Annotated in this window: 25 protein-coding genes and 2 pseudogenes; 14 read left to right on the forward strand and 13 right to left on the reverse strand. The window is 64.4% G+C overall.

The genetic code is table 11. The annotated features are described in order from the left end of the window. Positions 1-296: 296 nt before the first annotated feature. Positions 297-1766, reverse strand: coding sequence for an HNH endonuclease (locus AC4OR5_RS08010; protein WP_010794467.1), 1470 nt, complete (start codon positions 1764-1766; stop codon positions 297-299). 228 nt (positions 1767-1994) lie between these two features. Beyond that, entirely contained in the window at positions 1995-4610 is a 2616-nt protein-coding gene (locus tag AC4OR5_RS08015) for an AAA family ATPase (protein ID WP_034082779.1), read from the reverse strand. Between the two features lie 78 nt (positions 4611-4688). Between AC4OR5_RS08015 and AC4OR5_RS08020 the strand changes: the two are divergent. The 5 genes and pseudogenes from AC4OR5_RS08020 to AC4OR5_RS08040 all read left to right on the forward strand — a co-directional run. Further along, a pseudogene (locus tag AC4OR5_RS08020) lies at positions 4689-4793 on the forward strand (hypothetical protein); the annotation flags it as partial. Between the two features lie 559 nt (positions 4794-5352). Further along, complete coding sequence (locus AC4OR5_RS08025) at positions 5353-5754, forward strand: hypothetical protein (RefSeq protein ID WP_010794465.1); 402 nt, start codon at positions 5353-5355, stop codon at positions 5752-5754. Further along, positions 5751-6035 carry a hypothetical protein gene (locus AC4OR5_RS08030; RefSeq protein ID WP_010794464.1) on the forward strand — a complete coding sequence of 95 codons (285 nt, stop codon included), beginning with the start codon at positions 5751-5753 and terminating at the stop codon, positions 6033-6035. The genes AC4OR5_RS08025 and AC4OR5_RS08030 overlap by 4 nt, the downstream gene beginning before the upstream one ends. Before the next feature lie 112 nt (positions 6036-6147). After that, positions 6148-6339, forward strand: a complete 192-nt coding sequence (locus AC4OR5_RS08035; protein WP_010794463.1) for an AbrB/MazE/SpoVT family DNA-binding domain-containing protein — start codon at positions 6148-6150, stop codon at positions 6337-6339. Positions 6340-6807: 468 nt separating this feature from the next. Then, positions 6808-7065, forward strand: coding sequence for a hypothetical protein (locus AC4OR5_RS08040; RefSeq protein WP_019485048.1), 258 nt, complete (start codon positions 6808-6810; stop codon positions 7063-7065). Positions 7066-7464: 399 nt separating this feature from the next. On the opposite strand, the pseudogene AC4OR5_RS08045 reads toward AC4OR5_RS08040, so the two are convergent. Then, a pseudogene (locus tag AC4OR5_RS08045) lies at positions 7465-8535 on the reverse strand (YifB family Mg chelatase-like AAA ATPase); the annotation flags it as partial. Positions 8536-8575: 40 nt separating this feature from the next. Then, positions 8576-8836: an accessory factor UbiK family protein gene (locus tag AC4OR5_RS08050; RefSeq protein ID WP_003096478.1), complete on the reverse strand. Its 261-nt coding sequence runs from the start codon at positions 8834-8836 to the stop codon at positions 8576-8578. Between the two features lie 439 nt (positions 8837-9275). On the opposite strand from AC4OR5_RS08050, the gene glnK reads away from it, so the two are divergent. The 5 genes from glnK (at position 9276) to AC4OR5_RS08075 (ending at position 13471) form a co-directional block, all read left to right on the forward strand. Further along, positions 9276-9614 (forward strand): P-II family nitrogen regulator, encoded by a 339-nt coding sequence (gene glnK / locus AC4OR5_RS08055; protein WP_003096476.1) that lies wholly within the window; start codon positions 9276-9278, stop codon positions 9612-9614. A gap of 39 nt (positions 9615-9653) precedes the next feature. Next, the gene (locus AC4OR5_RS08060; protein ID WP_003109815.1) at positions 9654-10982 is read left to right on the forward strand and encodes an ammonium transporter; all 1329 of its coding nucleotides are present in this window, start codon (positions 9654-9656) and stop codon (positions 10980-10982) included. 260 nt (positions 10983-11242) lie between these two features. Next, positions 11243-11668 (forward strand): secondary thiamine-phosphate synthase enzyme YjbQ, encoded by a 426-nt coding sequence (locus AC4OR5_RS08065; protein ID WP_003096441.1) that lies wholly within the window; start codon positions 11243-11245, stop codon positions 11666-11668. 77 nt (positions 11669-11745) lie between these two features. Beyond that, on the forward strand, positions 11746-12063 hold the full coding sequence (sutA, locus tag AC4OR5_RS08070) for a transcriptional regulator SutA (protein ID WP_003096440.1): 318 nt from the start codon (positions 11746-11748) through the stop codon (positions 12061-12063). Positions 12064-12556: 493 nt separating this feature from the next. Then, entirely contained in the window at positions 12557-13471 is a 915-nt protein-coding gene (locus AC4OR5_RS08075; protein WP_058161207.1) for a fimbrial protein, read from the forward strand. A 24-nt stretch (positions 13472-13495) separates the two neighbouring features. On the opposite strand, the gene AC4OR5_RS08080 is transcribed toward AC4OR5_RS08075, so the two are convergent. Next, positions 13496-14872 (reverse strand): aminotransferase-like domain-containing protein, encoded by a 1377-nt coding sequence (locus tag AC4OR5_RS08080; protein ID WP_023876172.1) that lies wholly within the window; start codon positions 14870-14872, stop codon positions 13496-13498. Positions 14873-15034: 162 nt separating this feature from the next. On the opposite strand from AC4OR5_RS08080, the gene AC4OR5_RS08085 reads away from it, so the two are divergent. Then, entirely contained in the window at positions 15035-16204 is a 1170-nt protein-coding gene (locus tag AC4OR5_RS08085) for an MFS transporter (RefSeq protein ID WP_023100054.1), read from the forward strand. A gap of 30 nt (positions 16205-16234) precedes the next feature. Here the strand turns inward: AC4OR5_RS08085 and AC4OR5_RS08090 are convergent, their stop codons facing one another. The 6 genes from AC4OR5_RS08090 to lptM are packed head-to-tail and all read right to left on the reverse strand — an operon-like array spanning position 16235 to position 20832. Continuing rightward, positions 16235-16933: an HAD family hydrolase gene (locus AC4OR5_RS08090; RefSeq protein WP_003123715.1), complete on the reverse strand. Its 699-nt coding sequence runs from the start codon at positions 16931-16933 to the stop codon at positions 16235-16237. Continuing rightward, positions 16930-17841, reverse strand: a complete 912-nt coding sequence (gene xerC / locus AC4OR5_RS08095; RefSeq protein WP_003096434.1) for a tyrosine recombinase XerC — start codon at positions 17839-17841, stop codon at positions 16930-16932. Before xerC ends, AC4OR5_RS08090 begins: the two co-directional genes overlap by 4 nt. Before the next feature lie 19 nt (positions 17842-17860). Then, complete coding sequence (locus tag AC4OR5_RS08100; protein ID WP_003096433.1) at positions 17861-18562, reverse strand: DUF484 family protein; 702 nt, start codon at positions 18560-18562, stop codon at positions 17861-17863. Between the two features lie 30 nt (positions 18563-18592). Further along, positions 18593-19423, reverse strand: coding sequence for a diaminopimelate epimerase (gene dapF / locus AC4OR5_RS08105; RefSeq protein WP_003098223.1), 831 nt, complete (start codon positions 19421-19423; stop codon positions 18593-18595). A gap of 10 nt (positions 19424-19433) precedes the next feature. Next, the gene (gene lysA, locus AC4OR5_RS08110) at positions 19434-20681 is read right to left on the reverse strand and encodes a diaminopimelate decarboxylase (RefSeq protein WP_058161206.1); all 1248 of its coding nucleotides are present in this window, start codon (positions 20679-20681) and stop codon (positions 19434-19436) included. 10 nt (positions 20682-20691) lie between these two features. Further along, a complete protein-coding gene (lptM, locus tag AC4OR5_RS08115) occupies positions 20692-20832 on the reverse strand; it encodes an LPS translocon maturation chaperone LptM (RefSeq protein WP_003096430.1) in 141 nt (46 codons plus the stop codon). Between the two features lie 253 nt (positions 20833-21085). Between lptM and cyaY the strand changes: the two genes are divergently transcribed. The 3 genes from cyaY to rnk all read left to right on the forward strand — a co-directional run bounded on the left by cyaY (position 21086) and on the right by rnk (position 22148). After that, positions 21086-21421 carry an iron donor protein CyaY gene (gene cyaY, locus AC4OR5_RS08120; RefSeq protein ID WP_003121284.1) on the forward strand — a complete coding sequence of 112 codons (336 nt, stop codon included), beginning with the start codon at positions 21086-21088 and terminating at the stop codon, positions 21419-21421. Continuing rightward, entirely contained in the window at positions 21399-21608 is a 210-nt protein-coding gene (locus tag AC4OR5_RS08125) for a DUF1289 domain-containing protein (protein WP_071536229.1), read from the forward strand. Before cyaY ends, AC4OR5_RS08125 begins: the two co-directional genes overlap by 23 nt. Positions 21609-21743: 135 nt before the next feature. Continuing rightward, complete coding sequence (rnk, locus tag AC4OR5_RS08130) at positions 21744-22148, forward strand: nucleoside diphosphate kinase regulator (RefSeq protein WP_003096424.1); 405 nt, start codon at positions 21744-21746, stop codon at positions 22146-22148. A gap of 43 nt (positions 22149-22191) precedes the next feature. On the opposite strand, the gene AC4OR5_RS08135 is transcribed toward rnk, so the two are convergent. Together AC4OR5_RS08135 and AC4OR5_RS08140 are read right to left on the reverse strand one after the other, a co-directional pair. Then, a complete protein-coding gene (locus AC4OR5_RS08135) occupies positions 22192-22890 on the reverse strand; it encodes a glycine-rich domain-containing protein (RefSeq protein WP_034016324.1) in 699 nt (232 codons plus the stop codon). A gap of 40 nt (positions 22891-22930) precedes the next feature. Beyond that, positions 22931-25783 carry a class I adenylate cyclase gene (locus AC4OR5_RS08140; protein ID WP_058161205.1) on the reverse strand — a complete coding sequence of 951 codons (2853 nt, stop codon included), beginning with the start codon at positions 25781-25783 and terminating at the stop codon, positions 22931-22933. Positions 25784-25800: the final 17 nt, after the last annotated feature.

Below are 25800 nucleotides of genomic sequence, written 5' to 3' on the forward strand. Positions count from 1 at the left end.
GGCCAGAAGCTGATCCAGCAGTTCGTCGGTAATGGTGTGGGGCGTCTTGTTCATGGTGTCTCCAGTTCTCAGCGACAGTGTCGCTCATGAGCCGGTTACACAAAATTTCGGACACCCTCCCTTATCTGGCTCGACGCCGCAGCTTGGCTCAACCAGCCAAACCTGCCTAGCCATAGTAGAAATGAATCGCCCCAGTTTTCTTAGATATCAGATGACCGCTGTTGGCCGATAGTGGCCAGGTACGATTACGCCCAGCTGTGTAACATCGCGGTGAAATGCGCAAGCCTTCGTTCACCCTAAAAAGTACGCCGGATACCCGCGATGGTCTGAGCGACCTCGAAGAACAGCTCGCCATGTTTGGTGGTCAGCCTGATGCCATGCCGATCGTTAAGCGAGACCAATTCCTTGCCATGGGCAGAGATCGGGTAAGGGGCCGGCCCAACCTCTGCAAGTAAAGCTTCAGAAGCCTCCCGAATGATGGTCTCGTCGAGGGCATCACTGAAGAAGGCATCGCTGAAGCGGAAGCATATGCCCCAAACCTCTGCCAGCTCGTAACCAAGCTTCACTCTCGCGCAGCGCTGAAGAGCCCGAGCAAACTGCGCTTCGGTGATTTCGCTCCGGATCGGAAAACCCTCGGGGAGCACTTTTTCGGGCTCAGACCATTCACCAGGTTCAAGGCCAACGTAGCCAACCGGTTCCCAGCCACATGCCAATTTCTCCAATACTTGGGCGTATGCCTCAAACTCCGCGTGTTCATGCCTTTCGTAGGGGTTAGGCAACCTGATGGGGCGCAGCATGCGCAGCGTACTCGTAGTGCGGCACTCGCCATCCTTGATGGTTACGTTCAGGTGCCAGTTGAGGTTGGAGACGCGGTAGGCGGTGTGGTCGACGTCAAGAAAGAGGGATTCACCATCGATGAAGTTGTAGTCGTAGACGTGTGCACTACGGCTCCGAACCCATAGGAACGGCTCGGCAATATCGCCCGACTCAGGGTCACGAGCGGTGATTTTTACATAGCAATCGTTGATAAGAAGCCCTTTCCCATCCCAACCCCAGCGCTTCGCATGCTCTCCCCAGGAGGAGACAATGTCGATTGCGCGGCGGCGTTCTGCAGGGAACGATTCACGCCGAGTCGGCGAAGGTAGAGCAGCAATATGCAGGGACCGGGGGCTGGCCGCTCGGGGTATCGGCTTGAGATCAAACTCAGCAGGCGGGACGGGCATCTGGGTCCAGATGGGATCGTCAGAGACTGGCGTGCATTTGATACCTTCGGAAATGACGTCGACCCTGATCTTCTCTTCATCAGGTTTGGGCCAGTGCTTCCAGACGATTGCATCGAGGCGCTTAACCCCAATGAAGCCAACGAAGAAGGCCACATCCGGCAACTTGAGAGAAAGCCACTGGGCGAACTCGCGCACCTTCTTCATCTCAATGACTTTCTCAGCCGGGAATTCATCCTGGAAGTCGTCAATCAGGGTGCCGTGAGTGCGACAAAGCCAAATGCCATTCGAAATGTTCCGGATCTGCTCAGGCGTCAGCCCATCCCTTTTCCGAGGCCCATTCTTTGAGGCAGGATAGATGTGGGCAGCGATCGCAATACCAGCGGCGGAATCATTACCCTCATCATCAACGGTTGGGCCTGTGGTCGGGACCAGGCACGTGGGATAGCTGCAATGAAAGCCAGCACGCTTTGCCAGTTCCAGCTTGGTATCAGGTGAAAAATTGATACGTCGACTCTTCTTGTCTTCGCTGGTACTGCTCGTCATGGGCATTCCATTGTAAAAAACTGATATCCAAGGCGGATCGCACTGGCCCCGTAGGGGCTGAAGTACACATTACCGCAAAGCATGGAGAATCGTTCAACGGGTTCCCGGTGCGGCAGCTATGGGGCGATATCAGCTTATGGCGATGGGCTGCTTTTGGCCGATAGCGGTCTATATGCGGCAGCTACCGACCAAACAAACACTCACTGCGCCAATTTGGTGATGGCGCGCTTAACCCCTACGCCGGCGGATATCGTGAAACAGGGTGTGGACGGCCTCGATGTCCTGCAGGAGTTCGGCTGGTTGCGTTACAGGACGCTGCTGGCCGGCTGCATGTGAGTGTGCTCGCACGTTCCGGCAGCACTTGTCATGCAAACGCTGCACTTCGCGGTACTCAGCCTCCTGCACGATCATCACGCCATCTAGTCGGCCGACCGAGATGCCGTCGCGGAACCGCACTACGGTTTCATTGAGGATCGTGTCCTCGATACCTACTTCGATCGTGACGCGAAGATCGTCGTAAGCATTGCGCATCGCGAGCCGCTCATTATCCCCAGGTGGGTTATTGAAGCTGGCGGCAATTCGCTGGTGGTCTGCTCGATGGTATGCAATACGCTCTTTGTGTTTGCGCATGTCGTAAGGCAAACCGGCATCGATATAGCCAGGCCCTTCCGCCCGGTAAGTAATCGACCTCACTTCAGGAGCCAGCTGGGCATCTTGGCAAAGGGTGACTAGCTCTCCGAAGAACACTGCATCGTGAGTAAACACAATGACCTGCCGTTGGGCGGACTCCTGAACAATCCTGCGCGCGACAGCGGTTCGATGGCTGTGATCAAGGCTGGAAACCGGATCGTCGAATACAGCCCCAGATGAGGAGCCCGATTGTTGGAGCTCCGCGAAGAAGTACGCGAGCGCACACATGCGCTGCTCCGCCTCGCTCAGGACTAAATGGGGATCAAGCTGGCAATCCTGGAGTTGGATGCCTAGCCGCACCGCTCCTGCATCTCCGCTTGAACTGATACCGGCTCGAACGTGGTACAGATCCAGCCTGTTGAGTTCATCATTCATCGTGCCAGCCAACGCCTCACTGACGTATGTCTTGGCCAACTGGCCTGCGAGCATGCTGATAGCTCGCGTGTTGCCGATATCCTCTTGGCAGCGCTGGAGCTTTGCCTTGTGAGCGAGGTTCTCACTCACCCTCGCGATAGCTTCGATATGTTCGGAAAGTGTCCGTCGGGCCTCCAACTCCTTCAGACGTTGTCTCTTCGCCGCGAGGGCTGCCGCATCGAGGTTCGCACGCAATCGCGCCGCCTCGGCGCGAAGATCCTCGGCGACTTGGTGAAGTAAAGCTGTTGGGTTTGCACACCGGTACGCAGGGCGCCCCTGCCATTCACCGCGGAGAACAGAGGCTTTAAGCCATTGCTGCCGAGTGGCTAGGTCTTCTTGGAAGAGCCGAATCTCGCCCGGCAGCGTTGCTACGCGCGCGCCCAAGCTTTCCAGCATGTTCGGCGGAGCGGTGAAGGCAACGCTCTCTTGGCCGACATTGCGTACGATCTGCTTCCAAGCGTTACGCGCAAGCTGGGCTGCTTCTGCCGCCTTGTCCCGAATGTAGCGATCAAACCGCTCCAAGCGATCCTTCGCTTCCGGGGTCAGCTCCTGCTGGCAAAGCACGCAGACAGCTCCTTCGCCGGTAACTGGGAAGGCCTGCTCGGGATATGCCGTACTGGTCGAATACTCGCGCGCAGCGTTAAACAGCATTGCCCAGGGGCCTTGCCCCGTTCCGGCGAGCAACTGCGAAGCATCTTCGGCCTGCAGCAATTCAGAGGCCGCACGCTCCGCGGCCTCCGCTTCTACCAGACTTCGGTGCGCCAACTGCCTGGCATCCAATGCATCATCAGACACAATGCCGGCGGCCGCGGTGATGTTGTTGGCCAGCTCGTCGACCCTCGTAGCAGCGTTGTCGAGATTTGCTGCCTTGGCGGTGGGGTTTGCCTCGCTGATTTCCTGTGGCAGTCGTGCGAACTCTGCTTGCTCATCCAGGGTGAGCACGGCTAACGCACGGGCCCGCGTGAGATCGGTAGTTGGGCCAATCGGATGCACCGCCCGGCCGGCATCGGTATCGGTGGGAATGATACTGAAGGGTGTAACGTCTGTAGCGAGACCTGCAATCTCTGCCTGAAGCCGCGGACGCAGAGTCTGATTGAGACCATTGGCCAGTAGTTGGAGGTAGCTCAGAGCGGACGGTTGAAAGGTAGCGGTCTCTTTCGACTGGAGGTAGTGGCGTGCGCAGTCGCCATCGAAGACGGAGATGCCCCTGAGTTCGGGCCGCGAAACATGGCCCTGCTGACCACTCCAGATAGTCTGCTCTGGGGCGCCGTTCAGCTCGAAGTCGATAGTGGCGCTCGGTGTGAGCTGCTTATAGTCATCAGCGTAGGCATTGGCGTAGACGGCTCCCGGGCTCCTGGCTCTGCATGCCTGCTTCAACACTCGTGCATAACCGGACTTTCCTGTGCCATTGCCCCCGTACACGATGGTGAGGCCCAGGGCTTGAAACTCCAAAGCTTGGTCGCTCGGGATTTTTCCCACATTGGTCAGCGTATGCAGGGACCTGAGAACAACGACCTGGTCCCGATTTGCTTCTGCGGGAAAGTGTTCTGCAGCAAACCTGATCGGCTGCGGCGCAGGTTCAAATGCACTGGCAATTCCATGATGCTGCTTGGCGAGGTCCAGAATTTCTCCAAGATCTTCTTCGCTCCAGCTGCCCTGAACGCATAAGCGACGCAAGGCGTCATGGCGCCACGGCGGCAGCCTGTCCGCCCACGTCAGTACTTCCTGGTAAATGGCCATATCCATGCTCCGTGTCCCCAAAGGGGATTAGCACAGGAACTATCACCGCGCCAGACGTAGAACATCTTGTCGCCGACCAGCCGGGTGAGCACGGAAATGAGCCTGCATGTGCTCGCCTACAACTTCAAACGGGTGCTGAACTTGCTGGGCAATAGTGCGCTGATGGTGGCAATGAAGGCCTGAAACCTCATGGGCTGCCAACTGCTCTCGCTGCACAGGACTGTGGGGCTGCACTTGCCTGAAATAGCTGAATGCCTCGGACGGACACACCAAGCGCCCAGGCTGTGTAAAAACGTGACCAGTGCTCTTGCTATCCCTGCCGTCGTCAGTCATAGCGGGGCAGTCCATGAAGCGCTTCATCCAAGGCTAGCATCGAGGCACGTTGCGGCCTTAGAGCCTGGACGATTACGTCGCACACACTAGCCAGGTTCGAGTAGTCGGTGTTGTTCGTCGATGAACTTGACTTCGGCTGATTGGGCTTCAGTGGTGTGGTTCCCACCGAAACTGGACTCCCTGCGTACCCCCTGCTGTTCTGCTGAGGATCTACATCTATGGCTATCTCCACAACTACCTTTCCGCCAGCATTGGGATGGGCCTGGTTCAGCGCCGCTCCTCCGGGAGATAGCTTTGGGGGACTCCGTGGAAAAAGGAGACGGTAATGGCCCGGGCTAGCGAATGGGAGCTTTGCCTCTTGCAGGTTTGCGGGCATGCTGTGAGCGAGACGTGGCAGGAGGAATAAGCTATGAACCAGGGAGCACTCCGGCTAGAGGTGCTGTCGGCCGCCGAGCTGATCGACTGTCTGTGTCCCGCGAACGGGGCGCCCTATTCGGTTGAGCACTATGCCGAGATCTTTGGCCTCAGCCCTACCGTGTTTACCCGCCAGGTCGCGGTCTATCGTCGCAGCCAACCAGATGCGGCCAGCGCATCCGATGCCGAAGCGACACAACGTTTTATCGCGGATGTCCTGCGGGTGATCTTGGCCGTAGCCGAGAGCGGAGTCGCTGTCGAGCGGGCGATCACTTGGTTTCGCCTCGAGCCTTTACCGACCTTCGAACAGCAGACCGCGGAGCAACTGGTCAGTCAGGGTCAGATTGAACGAGTGCTGCAGTTTCTGGCCTCATGGCAGACGGGAAGCCAGGGATGAGTCGCGATGTCCAACGGCAGGTCGATCATCAATCGGCCTATCACTCCTGCTATCGCACTGTCCTGCGTACCGTGGATGCACGTTACGACGTTCGCGGTTCTGTGCTGGCGGAAATGGTGAAGGCCTGTCTGGCGCACCGCGCCGCGATTCCTGCGGTGCAGCGGGCGTATTTCGTGCAGCAAGCGCCGGCGGAAGCGATGGCCTACCTGGAAAAGTTTACGGCCATGCTGCTGTTTGGCCCCAAGGGACGCTTTTCGCCGCAAGAGTACCGCTACTCATGAGCGGCCGATTCCGGTAAGTCATAGAGCAGGCCGGCTCAGCTTGGACTTACGCGGCTTGGCCGGGTCCACTGCTCGATTGCCTGCGATGTAATCATATGACGAGGACATGACGATGGGTGACCTCAACAGCTGGCGAGTGGTCTGCCAAGACCCCGGAGACGGTAGTGGTGATGCCATCATCGAGCTGCCTTCCGAGTTGTTGGATAGGCTGGGATGGATCGTGGGGGATGAGTTGATCCTTGAGCGTGTCGAGGGTGTGCTGTCCTTGAAACTTAAGCACCCGCCCGGTGAGCCAGCCGAGTAGACCTGCCCATCGTAATTTTTTTGATGTATCTGGTTGTATGAGCCGTGGGGCCTTTTGATCGGAAACCGTCCCACCCGCGGACACCTCACGTCGATGCCGTGACATGGTTTGCTTGCACACATCAGGTCGGGCAGGCAAGGTCGCTATTACGGCGCGCTCATGAAATTCCGGTCGACCTCATCCTCCCTTTCAGTGCCGCTGCAGATCCGGCTCAGCCGAGAATAGTACTTGGATCACGAACAGGTCATACAGGTCGCGTGCCGGATGCAGAAAATAGTGGACGTCGTTCTTTACCTTAAACAAGGTTAGGCTCGCATGAGGAGTCAATGCCCCGTGCACAGCACATCACCGTTCGAGTTGTTGGTGGAATGAAGATGTGATGGTTGGTTCTACCGGAATCTGGTGAGCGGTGGGTAGCATTGCCCTAGAGCGGTACCGATGCGCCCAGCTTCCTCTCGTGAGAAGCGTATGCAAAGAAAAAAGCGCCTTACCAAACGCGAGATTCGGAATCTTGAAGACGAGATTCCAGCAGTCGCCGCAGATGCGACTCACGCGGCCTATCTGCGAGCGCTCGCAGCCGGGCATACCGTCATGAAGGTGCAGGGCAACTATCTCGTTGAAACCAAAGCCGACGGATCCGCGATTGTCGTGGGTAACGCCAAGCCCCGCCGCAAGGTGAGCGTTGGCCATGCTATCCAGGTTCGGCGGGTAAGTATCAGCGCCTAGCCTCCACGTCTTAACGTCTCTCGGTGACAGTGCTCGGTATTGTCCAAAAGCAAGCGAGGGGCCCCCAGAATAGTGCCGTCGGCGCCCCATGTTTTCCACTTTCAGCATATGCTCAATCCATCGAGCCGGGCTGGTCGACTGCTCATAGCATCGACTAAGGAAACGGTGTCCTGTGTTTCAAGGGGCTCGTTCACGGGGCTAGTAGGGTTCTGCTTGATCCAGATGGTGTGACCATCTCCTGCTCCACGGAGAGGAGCATGAGGATTGTTTCGCAACGCTATTTCGCAGCCAGCATGCGAACCTGCGAATCACTGATCCGACGTGACAGGGCCAAAGTACTTCGATAACAGTGCGACTGACCTGTCTTTTCTCAGACGCGAGCATGCGAGCGGGAAGCTAGCATTGGCTTCTAAATCCCTGATCAGCAGTTTCTCCCACAAAAGCCGCCACCAGTTGGAAGCGCGCCGGGAAACGTACCCGGCCGTTGGCCCGGGCAATGACGATCTCGCCGCTTTCCAGCGGCTCGCGCAGGACCTCCAGGACCTTGCGCTCGAACTCCGGCAGTTCGTCGAGGAACAGCACGCCCTGGTGCGCCAGGGTGATCTCGCCCGGCTGCGGGCGGCTGCCGCCGCCGACCAGGGCCGGCGCGGAGGCGGAGTGGTGCGGCTGGCGGAACGGTCGTTGCGGCCAGTGCCTGAGGGGGACGTGGCTGGCCACCGAATGGATCGCCGCGACCTCCAGGGCCTCGTCCTCGTCGAGCGCCGGCAGCAGGCCGGGCAGGCGGCTGGCCAGGAGGGTCTTGCCGGTGCCCGGCGGGCCGCTGAGCAACAGGTTGTGCGCGCCGGCGGCGGCCACCAGCAGGGCGCGCTTGGCGGCGGCCTGGCCCTGGACCTCGGCCAGGTCTGGATAAGGGAAGGGCGCGCGGAGCAGGCCGCGGGCCTGGTAGGGCAGCAGCGGGGCCTGGCCGGAGAGGTGTCCGGCGATCTCCAGCAGGTGGTCCACGGCGAACACCGTCAGCCCGCTGGCCAGGCTGGCCTCTTCGGCATTTTCCTTCGGTACCACCAGAACGCGCCTTGCGTCGCGCGCCGCCAGCGCGGCTGGCAATACGCCTCGCACTGGCCGGATCGCCCCGGACAGGGCCAGTTCGCCAAGGCACTCCAGGCCGTCGAGGGCGGTGCCGGGCAACTGGCCGCTGGCGGCGAGGATGCCGAGTGCGATGGCCAGGTCGAAGCGACCGCCGTCCTTGGGCAGGTCGGCGGGGGCGAGGTTGAGGGTGATGCGCCGCGCGGGGAAGTCGAAACCGGCATTGAGCAGGGCGCTGCGCACGCGGTCCTTGCTCTCGCGCACCGCGGTTTCCGGCAGGCCGACCAGGGTCAGCGAAGGCAGGCCGTTGGCCAGGTGCGCCTCGACGCTGACACAGGGGGCTTCGACGCCGACCTGGGCTCGGCTGTGGACAATCGCCAGGGACATGGATCGCTCCTTGATCTCACGCCGCTCGCAGGGGGAAGGATCAGTCGGCGGGCGGCGTCAGCTTGCTTTCGAGTTCCGCCACCTTGGCCTCCAGGGCTTCCAGCCGTGCGCGGGTGCGGGCGAGGACCAGCATCTGGCTGTCGAATTCCTCGCGGCTGACCAGGTCGAGCTTGCTGAAGGCGCTCTGCATCAGGGCGCGGAACTGCGACTCCAGCTCGGCCTTGGGCAACGGCGATTCGCCGGCGAACAGGCGGCTGGCTTGTTGGCTGAGGGCTTCGAAGACGGCTTTGGGCGGCAGCATGGCGAGGGTTCCGGTAACGAGTGGGCGGCAGTCTAGCATGATGTCGGCGGCGCTCGCGGGAGGGCCATTGCACACTTTTTGCGCAATTGTCGGAGCGCGTCTGCGCCTATTTGGTGCGCCGCCCGGAGGCCGGCGTTCCGCACTATCCCCGGGTTGGCGGCTAAGGGCTTGAAATCCGGCGGATTTGCCGGAGCTGGCAAGCTTTCTGCTTTGGCCGGGGTGAGGCGTGCACTGAAGCAGTACCGGTGCGGCAGATGAGGCGGTTGCGGGAGGCCGGCAGGTTGCGGCATCGAACGGCCGCAGCAGGGCCAGGTCGGGGCGGAGGGTCCCGATCATGCTTCCCAGAGGGACCGGCGCGTTACAAAGCCAGACACTGCGCTTAGACTGTCCTCGGGTTCGTTTTCCTGGGGCGAGTCCACCAAACACGGGAGAGAGTTTCATGAAGCTAGTCACTGCCATCATCAAGCCGTTCAAGTTGGACGACGTCCGCGAGTCGTTGTCCGAGATCGGTGTGCAGGGCATCACGGTGACCGAGGTCAAGGGTTTCGGCCGGCAAAAGGGCCACACCGAGCTGTATCGCGGCGCCGAGTACGTCGTCGACTTCCTGCCCAAGGTGAAGATCGACGTGGCGATCGCCGACGACCAGCTGGACCGCGTCATCGAGGCGATCACCAAGGCGGCCAATACCGGCAAGATCGGTGACGGCAAGATCTTCGTGGTGAACCTGGAACAGGCCATCCGCATCCGTACCGGCGAAACCGATACCGACGCGATCTAAGCCCAACCGAACCCCCAAAAGCCCCAGGAGAATACCAACATGACTCTGCGTAAGATCGCAGGGCTAGGAGCCCTATTGTCCCTCGCTTTGCCGGGCGTCGCCCTGGCCGCCGAGGAACCCGTCCTGAACAGCGGCGACACCGCCTGGATGCTGATCTCCACTGCGCTCGTCCTGCTCATGACCATCCCCGGTCTGGCGCTGTTCTACGGCGGCATGGTGCGAGCGAAGAACGTGCTGTCGATCATGATGCAGTGCTTCGCCATCACCGGCCTGATCACCATTCTCTGGGTGGTCTATGGCTACAGCCTGGCGTTCGATACCGCCGGGATGGAGAAGGGCGTCCTCAACTTCAATTCCTTCGTCGGCGGGCTGGACAAGGCCTTCCTCAGCGGTCTCACCGCCGACGGCCTGACTTCCGCCACCGCGCTGTTCCCGGAAAGCGTGTTCATCACCTTCCAGATGACCTTCGCGATCATCACTCCGGCGCTGATCGTCGGCGCCTTCGCCGAGCGCATGAAGTTCTCGGCGATGCTGATCTTCATGGCGGTCTGGTTCACCGTGGTCTACGCGCCGATCGCGCACATGGTCTGGAGCGGTGACGGCGCCCTGATGTGGGACTGGGGCGTGCTGGACTTCGCCGGCGGCACCGTGGTGCACATCAACGCCGGTATCGCCGGCCTGGTCGCCTGCCTGGTGCTGGGCAAGCGCAAGGGCTACCCGACCACGCCGATGGCGCCGCACAACCTCGGCTACACCCTGGTCGGGGCGGCCATGCTGTGGATCGGCTGGTTCGGTTTCAACGCCGGTTCCGCCGCCGCCGCCAACGGCACCGCCGGGATGGCCATGCTGGTGACCCAGATCGCTACCGCCGCCGCGGCCCTGGCCTGGATGTTCGCCGAGTGGATCACCCACGGCAAGCCGAGCGCCCTGGGCATCGCGTCCGGCGTGGTCGCCGGTCTGGTGGCGATCACCCCGGCCGCCGGCACCGCCGGTCCGATGGGCGCGCTGGTGATCGGCCTGGCCTCCGGGGTGATCTGCTTCTTCGCCGCCACCAGTCTCAAGCGCGCGCTGAAATACGACGATTCCCTCGACGCCTTCGGCGTACATGCGGTCGGCGGTATCGTCGGCGCGCTGCTCACCGGGATCTTCGCGGCGCCGTCGCTGGGCGGCTTCGGCAGCGTGGAGGACATCGGCGCGCAGTTCTTCGTGCAGTTCAAGGGCGTGGCCTTCACCGTGGTCTACACCGCCGTGGTGACCTTCGTGATCCTCAAGGTGCTGGACCTGGTCATGGGCCTGCGGGTCACCGAGGAAGAGGAAGCGGTCGGCCTCGACCTGGCGCTGCACAACGAGCGCGGCTACAACCTGTAATACCTGCCGGCGCCCGGCTTTCCGCCGGGCGTCGGTTTGCCTCCCGCGCTCGCCTTTGCCGAACGCCACGCCCTTGTGCGTCGAAAGTCCTGGGCGCTTCCCGCGACTGCCACGACCTCTCCGCAACCGGTCTTTCAGCGACTGCCGGCGGACTGCGCAACCCTCAGCTTTCACAGGTCTGTCTCTTACGCTCTTTGCTTTTTCAAATGCCGCGCTAGAATGCGCGGCGCGACGGATCGGAGCCGATTTGGAACAGCAGCATGTGGCAGCAGACCCTGATCACCTTGCGCCCGCGTCCGCGGGGCTTTCACCTCGTCACCGAGGAGATACTCGACGCCTTGCCGGAGCTTCGGCGGTGCCGGGTCGGCCTGCTGCACCTGCTTTTGCAACATACGTCGGCTTCACTGACCCTGAATGAAAATGCCGATCCTGCCGTACGCCGGGATTTCGAGCGTTTTTTCGAGCGGCTGGCGCCACGCGGCGAAGTCGGCTATGAACACAACGACGAAGGTCCGGACGACCTTCCGGCGCATTTCAAGGCCAGCCTGCTGGGCTGCCAACTGACCCTGCCGATACAGTCGGGAGGGTTGGCACTGGGCACCTGGCAGGGGATCTATCTCGGTGAACACCGGGACAGGGGCGGGGCACGGCGCGTGCTCGCCACCTGGCAGGGCGAGTCAGTATGAATTTTTTCCGGCGGCGCTCATCAAAACGCGCGGCTGGGCTATAACTAACCTGCTTTTGCAGCACCGAGAGGTTGACCATGAGCGAAGAAGAACTGGAACAGGACGAGCTGGACGGCGCTGACGAGGACGACGGCGAAGAGCTGGCCGCGGCCGACGACGGCGAAGCGGACAGCAGTGACGGCGACGAGGCCCCCGCCCCCGGCAAGAAGGCGAAAGCCGCCGTGGTGGAAGAGGAACTGCCCTCGGTCGAAGCCAAGCAGAAAGAGCGTGACGCCCTCGCCAAGGCGATGGAGGAATTCCTTTCCCGCGGTGGAAAGGTGCAGGAGATCGAACCCAACGTGGTGGCCGATCCGCCGAAGAAGCCGGACAGCAAGTACGGCAGCCGCCCCATCTGATTTCGCGTCATCCCAAGGCCCGCCACCCGTGAGGGAATGGCGGGCCTTGTGCTATGGCGCCCTCGCCTCCTCGGGTTCTCGCCCACCCGCATGCAGTCCCGGACATCGAGTCGACCTTTTCCAAGTCAGGCATGGACGGCGACGGGCCGACCCCATTTCCTCCTCGCGGAGGGCGCGCTCGCCATCCTCTTTCTCGGAACGATAGCTGGATTGACACGCCGCCCAGGCTCGCCGGGTAGCAAGCGGTGCCGTGCCGGATGCTTGCCGCCGGCGTGTCATCCGCCTGCCAACGTCTGCTGGAGGCCCAGGGGAAGCGGGCGGTAGAGCCTGCCTGGGAATTTTCCTGACAGTTCTTGGGTAAATTCGCGGGGATGTGTCGGTCCTGTCTTATGTTTCCTTTCCATTCCTTCTGGAAAGATCCGCCACTCTCATCATCTTCGCACCGGTTTCGGCGAATTTCCCAGAATCATCGTACACATTCGGTTGTCAATCCATGCAACTCAAGACGTTCTGTCGAGCCCTGGTTGTCGTGGCTGCCCTGTTCGTTCCCGCCGGTACGAGCATGGCTGCCGACATATACGCTTTCGACGGTCGCGACATCGCCGTGCCTTCGATTCTCCCTCCCGGCACCATCATGTCGCGCTACACATTCACCCCGCTGCAGGCGTGCGGCAGGAACAGTTGCGAGATCCTCACGGCCTCGCTCTACGACAAGGGCAGCGTCTGGAGTCCCGTCGAGGGACCGGACCTGCAGACCAACGTTTCGGGCCTCTCCGTACGCCTGCTGATCGATGGCAAGCCGGTCAGCACAAGCTTCAGAGGGGCCTTTTCCCAAGTCGCGGAAGTCCAGTTGGTTCGCGATTCTTCGCCGATTTCCGAAGGACAGTTTTCGAGCGGCGCGTTCAACTCGTACTTCCTGCTCGCCTACAGGGACGGTCTCATCTCGACCGATTCAGTCTCCGTCAGATTGTTGGGGCGCGTCTCTACCATCGATGCGACCTGCCAGGTCGCCGACCAGACGGTGAAGCTGCAGCCGATCGCTTCCGCCCAGTTGAACGGCGTCGGCACCTATGCGGCCGTTACCCCGTTCAATCTCGTAGTCGCCGGGTGTCCTCGCGGCTACAACCGCGTCGGCTACAGCGTCCAGCCGGTGGGGGGCGCGGTGGCCGAAGGCTCGGGTGTGCTGCCGCGCCTGGCGGGCAGCACCGCGACCGGCGTATCGGTCCGGGTCACCGATGAGGTAGGTGCGCCGCTACGGATGGGCACCTCTTTGCCCGTGACCGCTTACGAGAAGAACACTGGTGGGGCGTACTGGATCCCGATGAATGCGGCATACGTACAGACTGCCGAGAAAATCACGCCCGGCTCGGTCCTGGCCGCGATGGTGATCATGCTCGACTACCAGTGAGGCAGGGGAGGGCAAGAGCGCGCCTCACCCGAACGCCTCGAAGAACGCCAGGGCCCGCGGGTCGCTGGCATAGGCGATGTTGATACGCAGCCAGTCGCTCTCCTCGCCTTCCGGGCTGAAGCCGCTGCCCGGCGACAGCAGCACGTCCAGGCGTGTCGCCACGGCCTGCAATTCGGCGAACGGGTAGTCGCCGATACGGGCCCAGACGAACATCCCGCCGACCGGTTCGGCGAACACCTCCCAGCCGTTGTCCCCAAGCACCCGCAGGGTCGCCGCCATCTGCCGGGTCAGGCGCTGGCGCAGGCGTTGCACCAGCTTGCGGTAACTGCCGTTGGCGAGCATGGTCGAGACCACGCATTCGGCGAAGCGCTGGCTGCCGATGCTGGTGTACATCTTCACATCCGCCAGGCGCCGGATCAGCTCGGGGCCGGCGATCAGGTAGCCGACCCGCAGCGAGCAACTGAGGGTCTTCGAAAAGCTCGCCAGGTAGATCACCCGGCGCAGCGAATCGAGGGTTGCCAGGCGGGTGCTGGGGCCGTTCTGGAAGTCGGCATAGATGTCATCCTCGACGATGTGGAAATCATGCTGCTCGGCCAGTTGCAGCACGCGGTGGGCCACCGAGGGGCTGAGGCTGGTGCCGGTGGGGTTGTGGTACATGCTGTTGGTGAAGAGGAACTTCGGCTTGTGCGCGAGGAGGATCGCCTCCAGCGCGGCGGTGTCCGGGCCGTGGCGGGTGCGCGGCACGCCGAGCATCTTCACCCCGTGGAATTTCAGCAGGTTGAACAGGTTGTAGTAGCCGGGGTTCTCCACCACCACCACGTCGCCCGGCTTGAGCAGCGTGCGTACCAACAGGTCGAGGGCATGGCTGGCGCCGGTGGTGGTGAGGATCTGCTCCGGGTCGACATGGATATCGATCAGCCGCAGACGTTTCTGGATGTGCTGGCGCAGCGCCGGCAGGCCCAGCGGAGTGCTGTAGTCGAACAGCCCGGCGAGTTCGCTGCGGGCGACCTGGCGGATCGCGTAGCTGAGTTCCTCGACTTCCCGCCAACTGTCCGGAATCCAGCCGCAGCCGAGCTTGAGTTTCGTCGAGCTGCCGCTGAACTGGCCCCATGCGTTTTCCGCGCCTTCGTGCCACTCGCTGTCGAGTTCGGTAGCGGCGGCGGGTGCCTCGGCGACGAAGAACCCCGAGCCGTGCCGCGATTCCAGCATCCCCAGGGCGACCAGGCGGTCGTAGGCCTCGATCACGCTGGACTGGCTGAGCTGGTTTTCCCTGGCCAACTGGCGTATCGACGGAATCCGCGTGCCGGCGCGGACGCGATTGCCGCGGATCCAGCCGCTGACCCCTGCGACGATCTGCTGCACCAGCGGCTCGCTGGCATTGCGGTCGATCCGGAGGTGCATGCCTGACTCACTGTTCGGTCTTTTCAGGCGAACAGTTAAGCACAAATCCGAACAGCTGTTACTTGTTCCGTAGCGCCGCCGCGCCGGATAGTCGACGCCTCTTCTCGCGGGCTAGCCAATGCCCACCGCTCTGCCGCGGCAGGCCCTTGTACGGAGAAACGCATGAGCAATACCCGTCGCCACGCCGCATGCCTGGCCTTCGGCCTGTGCCTGATCACCTTGGCGGTGAACCTCCAGGCGCCGCTGTACACCGCCTACGCGGAGCTTTCCGGCTACGGCGCGGCGGCCACCGCCAGCGCTTTCTCCGGCTATGTGCTCGGCGTACTGCCGGTGCTGCTGGTACTCGGCGGGTTGTCCGATCGGATCGGGCGCAAGCCGCCGATCGTCGTCGCGCTGCTGCTGTCGATGGTGGCCACCCTGGTGATGGCGCTCTGGCCGCGCCTGGAGGCGCTCGGCGTGGCGCGCCTGTTGCTCGGCGTCGGCACGGCCCTGGCATCGGCCACCGGGACGGCCTACATGAGCGAACTGATGGCGGGCGGGGATTCCCGCACCTCGGCCAACTGGGTGACCGCCAGCACCTCGCTCGGCTTCGGCCTCGGCGCGGCACTGACCAGTCTGTTCCTGCTGTTCCGGGAGAGCCTGGTGCCCGGCAGCTTCTGGGTCCAGCTGGGACTGGCCTGCGTGGCCCTGGCGGCGGTGGCGGGCCTGCCAGACGAGGCGCCGCGCGGGCGCGATACGCCGATGCTGCGGCTGCCGTTCTTTCCCGCCGGCAGCCTGCCGTACGGCTTCTCGATCCTGCTGGCATGGGCCACTGTGGGCCTGGTCATCGCGGTCCTGCCTTCGCTGCTGGCGGCCCACGGGCTGGCGCGCTGGTCGGGCTTCTCGACCTTCACCGTGATCAGCTGCGGCCTGCTGTTCCAGCCGCTGGCGCGGCGGATGGCGCCGGCCTCGGCGACCTGCCTGGGGCTGGTGATCCTGCCGCCGAGCTATGCCCTGCTGGCCTGGGGCGCGATCCACGGCTCGCTGGCTGCGGTGCTGTTCGGCGCGCTGGGCGCGAGCAGTTCCTGCTACGGCTTCACCTACCTGGGCGGGCTGTCGGCGGTGAATGTCCTGGCCGGTGCGGAAAAGCCGCGGGCCAGCGCGGGCTACTTCCTGTTGGCCTACCTCGGCTTCAGCCTGCCGGTGATCTTCACCGGACTGATCGCGGATCGCTTCGGTGCGTCGACGGCGTTGCTGCTTTTCGGCGTGTCGCTGACGTTGGCTGCCGTTGCGGTGGCGCTTTCCATCTTGCGCGGGGTAGGGCGCTTCAAGGCCAGCGCTTCGCGTGCCTAGGGCGCTACCCGCGACCGGGGGCCCGGTTCGTCATTGCAGGCGGGCGAGCAGGGCCGGCAGCTCGGCGAGGCTGCGGATCTCCGCGCTCGGCTCTTCCTCCCCGGCCCAGGGCTTGCCGTTTGGGTTGAACCAGATGGCACGCATGCCGGCGCGGCGCGCTCCGGCGATGTCGTCGCTGGGGTGGTCGCCGATGTGTACCGCTGCCGAGGCCTCGACGCCGGCGCGCTTCAGGGCTTCGCGGAATGGCGTCGGGTCGGGCTTGCCGACGCCCAGTTCCTCGGCGCAGAGGGCGAACCGGAAGTAGTCGGCCAGGCCCAGGCGGCGCACGTCGGCGTTGCCGTTGGTGAGCACGCCGAGGGTGAAGCGGTCGGCGAGGATCTCCAGGGTCGGGTGGACCTCGGGAAACAGAGTGACCCGGTGGCGCGCTTCGAGGAATACCTGGAAACCGGCCTCGGCCAGGCTTTCCGCCTCCGCCTGTGGATAACCGGCGTCGAGCAGGGCATGGAACAGGATGCGCCGGCGCAGCTCGCTGAGACGGTGGCGCAGCATCGGCTCGCGATCCAGCAGGCGGGTGCGGATCGCCCACAGGTGCTCGATGGGCACCGGACCCAGGCGCGCCGCGTTGCTCGCCAGCCATTCGCGGAGCAGGGCCTCGGCGTTGTTCATCACCGGGGCGACGTCCCACAGGGTGTCGTCGAGGTCGAAGGTGATCAGTCGCAGGCTGCTCATGGGTCGTTGCCTCCATCGGCGTTGCCCTTGCGCTTGGCGCGGGGATGGGCGCGGTCGTAGACCGAGGCCAGGTGCTGGAAGTCCAGGTGGGTATAGATCTGGGTCGTGGCGATGTCGGCGTGGCCGAGCAGTTCCTGCACGGCGCGCAGGTCGCCGGACGACTCCAGCAGATGGCTGGCGAAGGAGTGCCGCAGCATGTGCGGGTGCAGGTGCTGGCCCAGCTCGCGGACGCCGGCCTGGCGCACTCGCAGTTGGATCGCCCGTGGCGTCAGGCGCTTGCCGCCGCGGCCGATGAACACCGCTCCGTCTTCCGGAGCGGCCTGGGCGCGCAGCGGCAGCCAGGCTTCGAGCGCCTGGCGCGCGGCCTTGCCGACCGGCAGCTCGCGGACCTTGTTGCCCTTGCCGCGCACTCGCACCAGGCCTTCCTTGAGGTCCAGCCATTCGAGATCGAGGCCGACCAGTTCCGAGAGGCGCAGCCCGGAGGAATAGAACAGCTCCAGCAGGGCCTGGTCGCGGCGGGCGATGAAGTCATCCTCCACGGCACCGTCGAGCAATTGCAGGGCGCGGTCGGCGTCGAGGGTCCTGGGCAGCTTGCGCGGACTCTTCGGCGCGCTCAGGCCGTTGGCAGGGTCGTGCCGGCAGCGCCCTTCGCGTAGCAGGTACTGGTAGAGGCCGCGCGTCGCCGAGAGCAGCCGTGCCAGGCTGCGGCTGGATTGGCCCTGCTGGTGCAGGCGGGCGACGAAGGTGCGCAGGCTGCGGGTGTCGAGGGCGTTCCAGTCGGAGAGCCCGGCCTTTTCGGCGAGGGCGAGGATCTTCAGCAGGTCGCGCCGGTAGCCGTCGAGGGTGTGCGCGGAGACCTGGCGCTCGCTGCGCAGATGTTCGAGGAAGGCATCCAGGTCGGCGCGCATCTGGGACCGCCCGCCGCGCTCAGCGGACCGAGCGCAGCGGCGAGGAGAAGCGCGGCAGCACGCGGGCCAGGACCTCGGCGACGTAGCCGAGGAACAGGGTGCCGAGGGAACTCTTGTAATGCTGCGGATCGGGACTGCCGATGGCGAGCACGCCGTGCAGGCCCTGGAAACTCAGGGAGACCACCGCTGCGGAGCCGATCTCGTCGCGGTCGCTCTCGCCGAAGAGGAACGCCAGTTCGTGCGGGCGCAGCACGCCGCAGACGGTCTTGCCGCCGGAGAGCAGGCCGCCGATGGCCTGGTGCGCCTCCGCGCTGCTCACCGAGCGGCCCACCGAGACGCTACTGTCGCTGAACAGGATCAGGCTCACGTAGGGCACCTGGAACTCGTGGCGCAGGCTGTCCTCGACGGTACTGACCACGTCTTCCAGGCTGGTGGCGTCGAGCAGGTCGAGGACCAGGCGGCGGGTCTTGTCGAACAGGCGGTCGTTCTCGCGGGCCACGTCCATCAGTTGCGAGAGCCGGTGGCGCATCTCGATGTTGCGCTCGCGCAGCAGGCGTACCTGGCGCTCCACCAGCGACACGGCGTCGCCGGGCTGGTGCGGGATGCGTAGCTCGGGGATCAGCTCGTCGTGCTCGACGAAGAACTCCGGGTGCTGGCTCAGATAGGCGGCCACCTGCTCGGCGTCCAGCGCTGCTGTCGGTTCCTGGCTTTTCTCGGTCATAAGCGTCTCGGTTCTCGCGGGCGACGGCCCTTACAGGCGGACCTGGCCTTCATACACGCGGACGGCAGGCCCGGTCATCATAACGGGCTGGCCGGGACCTGCCCACTCGATGTGCAGGCGGCCGCCGGGGAGGTCGATCTGCACCGGCGATTGCAGCCAGCCCTGGCGAATCCCGGCAACCGCCGCGGCGCAGGCGCCGGTGCCGCAGGCCTGGGTCTCGCCGACGCCGCGCTCCCAGACGCGCAGGCGCGCATGGTGCGGATCGAGCACCTGGAGGAAGCCGATGTTGGCCTTCTTCGGGAAGCGCGGATGGACTTCCAGTTGCGGACCGAGGCTGTGTACCGGTGCGCTGTCGACGTTCTCGACGCGCAGCACGCCATGGGGATTGCCCATGGATACCGCGGCCAGTTCGACGCGCTGGCCATTCACCTCTATCTCATAGGACAAGGCTTCGCGCTCGGCCTGGAACGGTATCTCGGCCGGGGCCAGGCGCGGCGGACCCATGTCCACCGTGACCTGGCCGTCCGGGCGGATATTCAGCTCGATGATGCCGCCCTTGGTTTCTACGCGGATGCTCTTCTTCACCGTCAGGCGCTTGTCCTGAACGAAGCGGGCGAAGCAGCGGGCGCCGTTGCCGCACTGCTCGACCTCGGAGCCGTCGGCGTTGAAGATCCGGTAGCGGAAGTCGACGTCGGGGCTGCTCGGGGCTTCGACGATCAGCAACTGGTCGAAGCCGACTCCGGTGTTGCGGTCGCCCCAGAGCTTGACGTGCTTGGGCTGCACATGGGCGTGCTGGCTGACCAGGTCGAGGACCATGAAGTCGTTGCCCAGGCCATGCATCTTGGTGAAGCGCAAAAGCATGGTCTGGGCCTCACTGCGGCAGCAGGCTTTCGCCGGCGTAGAGCTCTTGGACGGTCTCGCGGCGACGGACCTCGTGGGTCTGCTCGCCATCCACCAGCACCTCGGCGGCGCGGCCGCGGGTGTTGTAGTTCGAGCTCATGACGAAGCCGTAGGCGCCGGCCGAGCGCACCGCCAGGAGGTCGCCTTCGGCGAGCGCCAGGTCGCGATCCTTGGCGAGGAAGTCGCCGGTCTCGCAGATCGGCCCGACCAGGTCGTAGCGGTGCGGCACGGCATCGCGCGGGCGTACCGCCTGCACGTCCATCCAGGCCTGGTAGAGAGCCGGGCGGATCAGGTCGTTCATCGCCGCGTCGACGATGGCGAAATCCTTGTGCTCGGTGTGCTTGAGGTACTCGACACGGGTCAGCAGCACGCCGGCGTTGGCGACGATGGACCGGCCCGGCTCGAACACCAGGGTCAGGTCGCGGCCATGCAGGCGCTCGCGGATGGCGCGGATGTAGTCGCCGGCCAGCGGCGGCTGTTCGTCGCGGTAGCGCACCCCGAGGCCTCCACCGAGGTCCAGGTGGCGAATGCCGATGCCTTTGCCGGCCAGGCGGTCGACCAGCCCGAGCAGGCGCTCGAGGGCGTCGAGGAAGGGCTCCAGCTGGGTCAACTGCGAGCCGATGTGGCAGTCGACGCCGATCACCTCCAGGTGGTCAAGCTCGGCGGCGCGGGCGTAGACCGCCTCGGCCTCGTCGATGGCGATGCCGAACTTGTTCTCTTTCAGGCCGGTGGAGATATAGGGGTGGGTCTGGGCGTCCACGTCCGGGTTGACCCGCAGCGATACCGGCGCTTTCACGCCGAGTTCCGCGGCTACCCGTTGCAGGCGCTCCAGCTCTTCGCCGGACTCGACGTTGAAGCAGTGCACGCCGACTTCCAGGGCGCGGCGCATGTCGTCGCGGGTCTTGCCGACGCCGGAGAACACCACCTTGGCCGGATCGCCGCCGGCGGCCAGGACACGCTCCAGCTCACCGCGGGAAACGATGTCGAAACCGGCGCCGAGGCGCGCCAGCACATTCAGCACCCCGAGGTTGGAGTTGGCCTTGACCGCGAAGCAGACCAGGTGCGGCATGCCGGCGAGGGCGTCGGCATAGGCGCGGTACTGGGCCTCGATGTGCGCGCGGGAGTAGACGTAGGTGGGCGTGCCGAAACGCTCGGCGATGCGGGAAAGCGCCACCCCTTCCGCGAACAGCTCACCGTCGCGGTAACTGAATGTGTCCATGGGCGCTCTCTCAGAAACCGTAGCGGTCTTTGCTGTGTTCTTTCTTGGCTTTTTCGTCGTCCGGCAGGTACAGCGGGCCTTTCTGGCCGCAGGCGGCGATGGAGCCGGCGAGGAGGGCGAGCGCGACGAAGGACAGGAACAGCCGCTTCATGACGGAATCCTTGTAGAAAACGTGAATTGTTCCGGAGTATACCGACCCCCCGGCGCCTTGCCTATGCGAGCCGGATCAGGTGTGCCGGGGCTTGCAGGGGAATGGCCTGAGGCAGAGGGGGCGCCGGCGTTTTCCGCGAGCGTCGCGGCAAAACAGCGCGGACTACGGCAATACCAGCGTAGAATTGTCGGAATAGGGCAAGACGAAGGTAGTCGCCCGCCTTTTTTCCCGTTAGCGAATGCCGAGGCAATGCATGAGTACGATGAATGAAGCGCGTTTCCACGACCTGGTCGATGCGCTCCAGCAGCAGGTGGAAGACGCCTTCGATGACAGCGACCTGGACCTCGACCTGGAGAACGCCGGCGGCGTGCTCACCGTACGCTTCGAGAACGGCTCGCAGCTGATCCTCAGCCGCCAGGCGCCGTTGCGCCAGCTGTGGGTGGCGGCGAAGTCGGGCGGCTTCCACTTCGATTACGACGAGGCCAGCGGTCTCTGGCGCCACGATGGCAGCCAGGAACCGCTGGGCGCGCTGCTCAACCGGGCGACCCTGGAGCAGGGGGGCGAGGATGTCGAGTTCCCCGGTCTCTGAGGCTTCGCCGCCGGCGGTGGCCTCGCCCTGTCGGCGCCTGTGCTGCCTCGACGATGCGGACGTTTGCGTCGGCTGCGGACGTTCCCTGGCGGAAATCCGCGAGTGGGGCAAGGCCGACGATTCCCGCCGCTTGCAGATCAGGTCACAGGCCGCTCGACGCCAGTCGCTGGCGGGCCGTCTCTCCTGATAGGGGGGATGTTGCTAATTCCTGCGACTGTGTTAGTGTCCGGAAAAACCCCGCCTTCGGGCGGGGTTTTTGCTTTTTTGCGATTCCTGCTTTTCATCGATCAACCGAACCGGACCAAGGAGCACGCCTGCGATCATGAGCACGCCGCCGATCACCATCACTCGTCTGGACCTGCAGCGCCTGGAGCGCCTGCTGGATGGCCTGGACGAATTCGGACCCGCCGCCGAGGCGCTGGAGGCCGAACTGTCGCGCGCCCAGGTGGTGGGGCATGACGAGATTCCGCCGGGCGTCGTGACCATGAACTCCACCGTGCGTTGCCGCGAGGAAAGCAGCGGCAAGGAGTACACCCTGACCCTGGTCTATCCCGAAGACGTCGCCGGCGAAGGCAAGGTCTCGATCCTCGCGCCGGTGGGCACCGCGCTGCTGGGCCTGACCATCGGCCAGACCATCGACTGGCCGGCGCCGAGCGGCAAGACGCTGAAGCTGACCCTGCTGGAAATCGAATACCAGCCGGAAGCCGCCGGCGACTACGCGCGCTGATCGGTTTTCGCCCGTCGCCTCCCGGCGACGGGCTTCGCGACCCTCAGTCGCCCCCACCGCCCCCGCAACCGCTGCCGCCGTCCCCACCGCTATCGCCGCCGCAGCCGTGGCGCGAATCCTGTCCGTCCGAACCGAAGGTACTGCCGCTATCGCTGGCGCAGCCGCTGCTGCAACCGATATGGCTGGCGCAATACACCGCTGCGCCGCCGTCTTGCCGCTGCGCGCAGTTCAGGGTGTAGCGGAAGCCGTCGGCGATCGCCAGTTCCGTGTCGAGAGCGAACAGCAGCGGTAGGCGCGTGGGGTTCTGGGGGTCGATGCCTTCGCGGCGACAAGCCAGCTTCCAGGCGCGCCGAATGCCTTCCTGGGCCTGTCGGGGGCTGCGCATCGCCTGGGCCGGCGTATGGTGGAGGAAGCGCCCGAGTCCCTTGCGGCAGACGTGCTGGTAGAGCCGGGTATGCAGGATCAACTCGTGCCAGGCGACATCCACCACCTGGGACGGCATCGCGACCATCCGCTTGCCGGCGGCGCGGCATAGCAGCAAGTATTCGCGCAGGCCGTCGAGCACCCGTTGGACCTGTTCCTCGCTGAGCTGCGGATAGCGCTCGCGGACCGCCTGGGCGACCCGCGGCGGCAGGCGGAATTGCTGGATGAAGCGGTAGCGCCGGCGATCCAGGCCGCGGCGGTAGAGATAGCCGCCCACGAATGCGGCGCCAGCGAGCAGGGTAATACCGAGGAGTGCCATCCGTACGTCCTTGTCGAGCCCCGCGCGGTGCGGCGCTGGGTCATTGTTCCAGCAGCGCCTGGTTCAGCGCCGTTTCCAGGACGCTTTTATAACGCAGATAGTGCAGCGTTTGCGGCTGTTCGTCGGCGAACAGCCGCGACAGGTCGAGGTCGGTCAGGTAGCAGGGGTAGGGTTCGCTTTCCGCGCGATGCGCCAGGATATGCCGGGCGACCGCCTTGAACAGGCCGGCGCCGTACTCCAGTTCGGAAAACTCCTGGTGGTCGCAGTACAGGGTGACCTGCACGCGCTTGCGTTCGCCGCGCTCGAGTAGCGCCTGTAGCTCGTACAACGTGGGTCCGGCCAGGGCCTCCGGCGCTTCGCGAGGCTCGACGTGCAATCTGCCGTCGTTGGAGAGCAACTCGTAGTAGCGGATATCCAGCGAGGCCGGCACCTGTTCCGCCAGCGACAGGGCGTTGCGCCGGTACAGCAGCGATTGCAGGAAGCGCTGCAGCGGTGCGAGCAGGCTGCGTTCGTCACGCAACGCCTGGCGCTGGCGCCAGAGCGCGTTGCGTTCGTCGAGCAGGCTGATCTCGGCGCTGTCGAAGTCGCGCCGGTAGAACACCTGGATGCAGTCCGGCCGCCCCATGGACAGGATCAGCCCGAGGTCCTCGCCTTCCAGGGCGTGGCGATCCAGCTTCAGGGCGCTGTAGCCATCGCGCTCGCGGCCCAGGTGCTGGAGCAGGCTCGGCAGGTCGGGCAGGCTCTCGTGGCTGACCGCTTCCGGCGACATTTCCAGCAGGTGGTACTGCTGGCGGATCTGCAGCAGGTAGCGGCTCGGCTGGCCGCCAAGCAGTTGCCCGTAGGTTTCGCGGAACAGCTCTTCGACCCGCACGGCGATGGCGGCGGCCCGGTTGCGACAGAAGCAGCGCACCATCAGTTCGGGCGGCTGCGGCAGGCTTCCGGGCTTTTCGCGGACGGCGTCGAGGAACTCGGCAAGGCACTCGGGCAGCGCCTGGGGGCCTGCGTAATGGCGCACCGTCAGTTCGTTCCAGCTGTTGAGGCTGAGCTGGTCGAGGGTCAGCACCAGGTTGTCGCGCACCCCGGCATAACCGAGCACGTCGGTACGCCCGGTAGCCATGTGCAGGTTCATCTGGCTGTGGTGGCGCAGCGGGTCGACACCGACGTTGACCAGCAGCAGGACGCTCTTGAGCCGACGCGGTTGCAGCAGGTCGGCGTCGTCCACGGTCGCCAGGGGGACCGGCAGGAACTGCCGCAGGCTGCCCAGGAGATTGTCCAGTTCGGCATCGCCGAGGTCGCTCTGGCCGGGATGCAGGGACAGCCGGGTGGCGCTGTCGATGACGCCGTTGCGATGGCACCAGGCGAGCAGCTCGACCAGCCTGAGGCTGCGTTTCAGCGGCGCGTAGTCAGGCCACTGGTGAGCGCCCAGGGCACCGGGGAAGATCGCCCACTGCGCCTGCTCGCGGTCGTCGTCGGCGGGCAACTGGACCAGGGTCAGGACGTCTTCGCCGAGATCCGGGGCGATCCCCGGGTTGATGTTCTCCACCTTGCCTGCCTTGCGCTCGAAGGCGGCATACAGGCGGCGGCCGAGCAGGCCCAGGTCGCGGCTGTCGATGCCGCTGTCAGCGCCTTGCTGGCGGGCGATCTGGAACAGCAGGCGGTAGCTGTAGGTCAGTTCGTTGACCACCGTGCGACGCTCTTCCATCACCTGGCGCATCTTCCACTGGCTGCGGCTGTCGAGCAGGGCCAAGCGGCGAGGCTCCCATTGCCATTCCGCGACGAGCCGCTCCATCGACAGGTGCTGCCAGCCCTTCTGCGCCTGGCGCTGGCGACCGCCGAGCTTGCGCCCGACCTTGAGGTACAGGCAGCGCCGCACGAGTTCCAGGCGTTCCGGCGCCTGCTGTTCCCGCAGGTAGCGTTCGAGATGGCGATAGACCAGGACGTAGGGGTCCAGTTCGTCGAGATCGAGCTGGCCGGCGAATACCTGCTCCTTGAAGCGCAGGGCGACGCAGCGGACCCGCGGGTGCTCGCTGGCGTAGGCCTCGGTGAGCAGCAGCTTGAGCAGCGACTTGTAGGGCGAATCGATGGCCTTGGACAACTGCCAGAGGCCGGCGCCGATGAACTCCCGGGCGGGGATGTGCGCCAGGTGGCCGAGGTCGAGCACCTCTTCGGCGCGGATGAAGCGTTTGCCGAGCAGGGTCCGACAGTATTCGTCGTAGCGCCGTTCATGGGCCGGCGGCACCAGCCACCACAGAGGGGTGCGTCCGCCGAGCCAGATCGCGCTGCGGTAGAACTCGTCGAGCAGCAGGAAGTGCTGGGTATTGCCGTCGCCGCCGGGCTCCTTCCGGTCTTCGTGTTCGTCCTGGCCGAAGCGGGCGACGTCGATCAGGAAACAGTGCACCTCGCTGCCCTGGCTGCGCGCCCAGTCCTCGATCAACGCGCACTTGCGGCGCAGCTCCTGGCGCGCGCCGGGCTCCAGTTCTGGGGCATGGCAGACCCAGAGGTCGAGATCGCTCTGTTCCTCCTGGGCCAGGCTCCCCAGGCTGCCCATCAGGAACAGGCCGTGGATCGGCTGTTGTGCGGGCTCCTGCCTGCGTGGCTTGTAGACAAACGAACGGGCCAGGCGCTGGGCTTCGGCGAGTACTTCGTCGTCCGCCTCGAAACCGCTCAGGCCCGCCGGCGTGCTGGCCGACAGGTAGCCCGGCAGCAGCGGATGGTTGATGTGGAACAGCAGCGGTAGCAGGCGCAGGACCCGCTCCTGGCGGCTGGACAACGCCTGTCGGGCGCGTTGCAGGCGACCGGCGTTGACCGCCAGGAAGCGTTGGCGCAACTGGCCGAGGACCTTGCGGTCGATGCCATCGTCGAGATCAAGGCTGAGTGCGGGGTGTCGGTTCATGGGCGTCCGGGCACAGG

This window comes from Pseudomonas sp. YA1 (genome assembly GCF_058680555.1).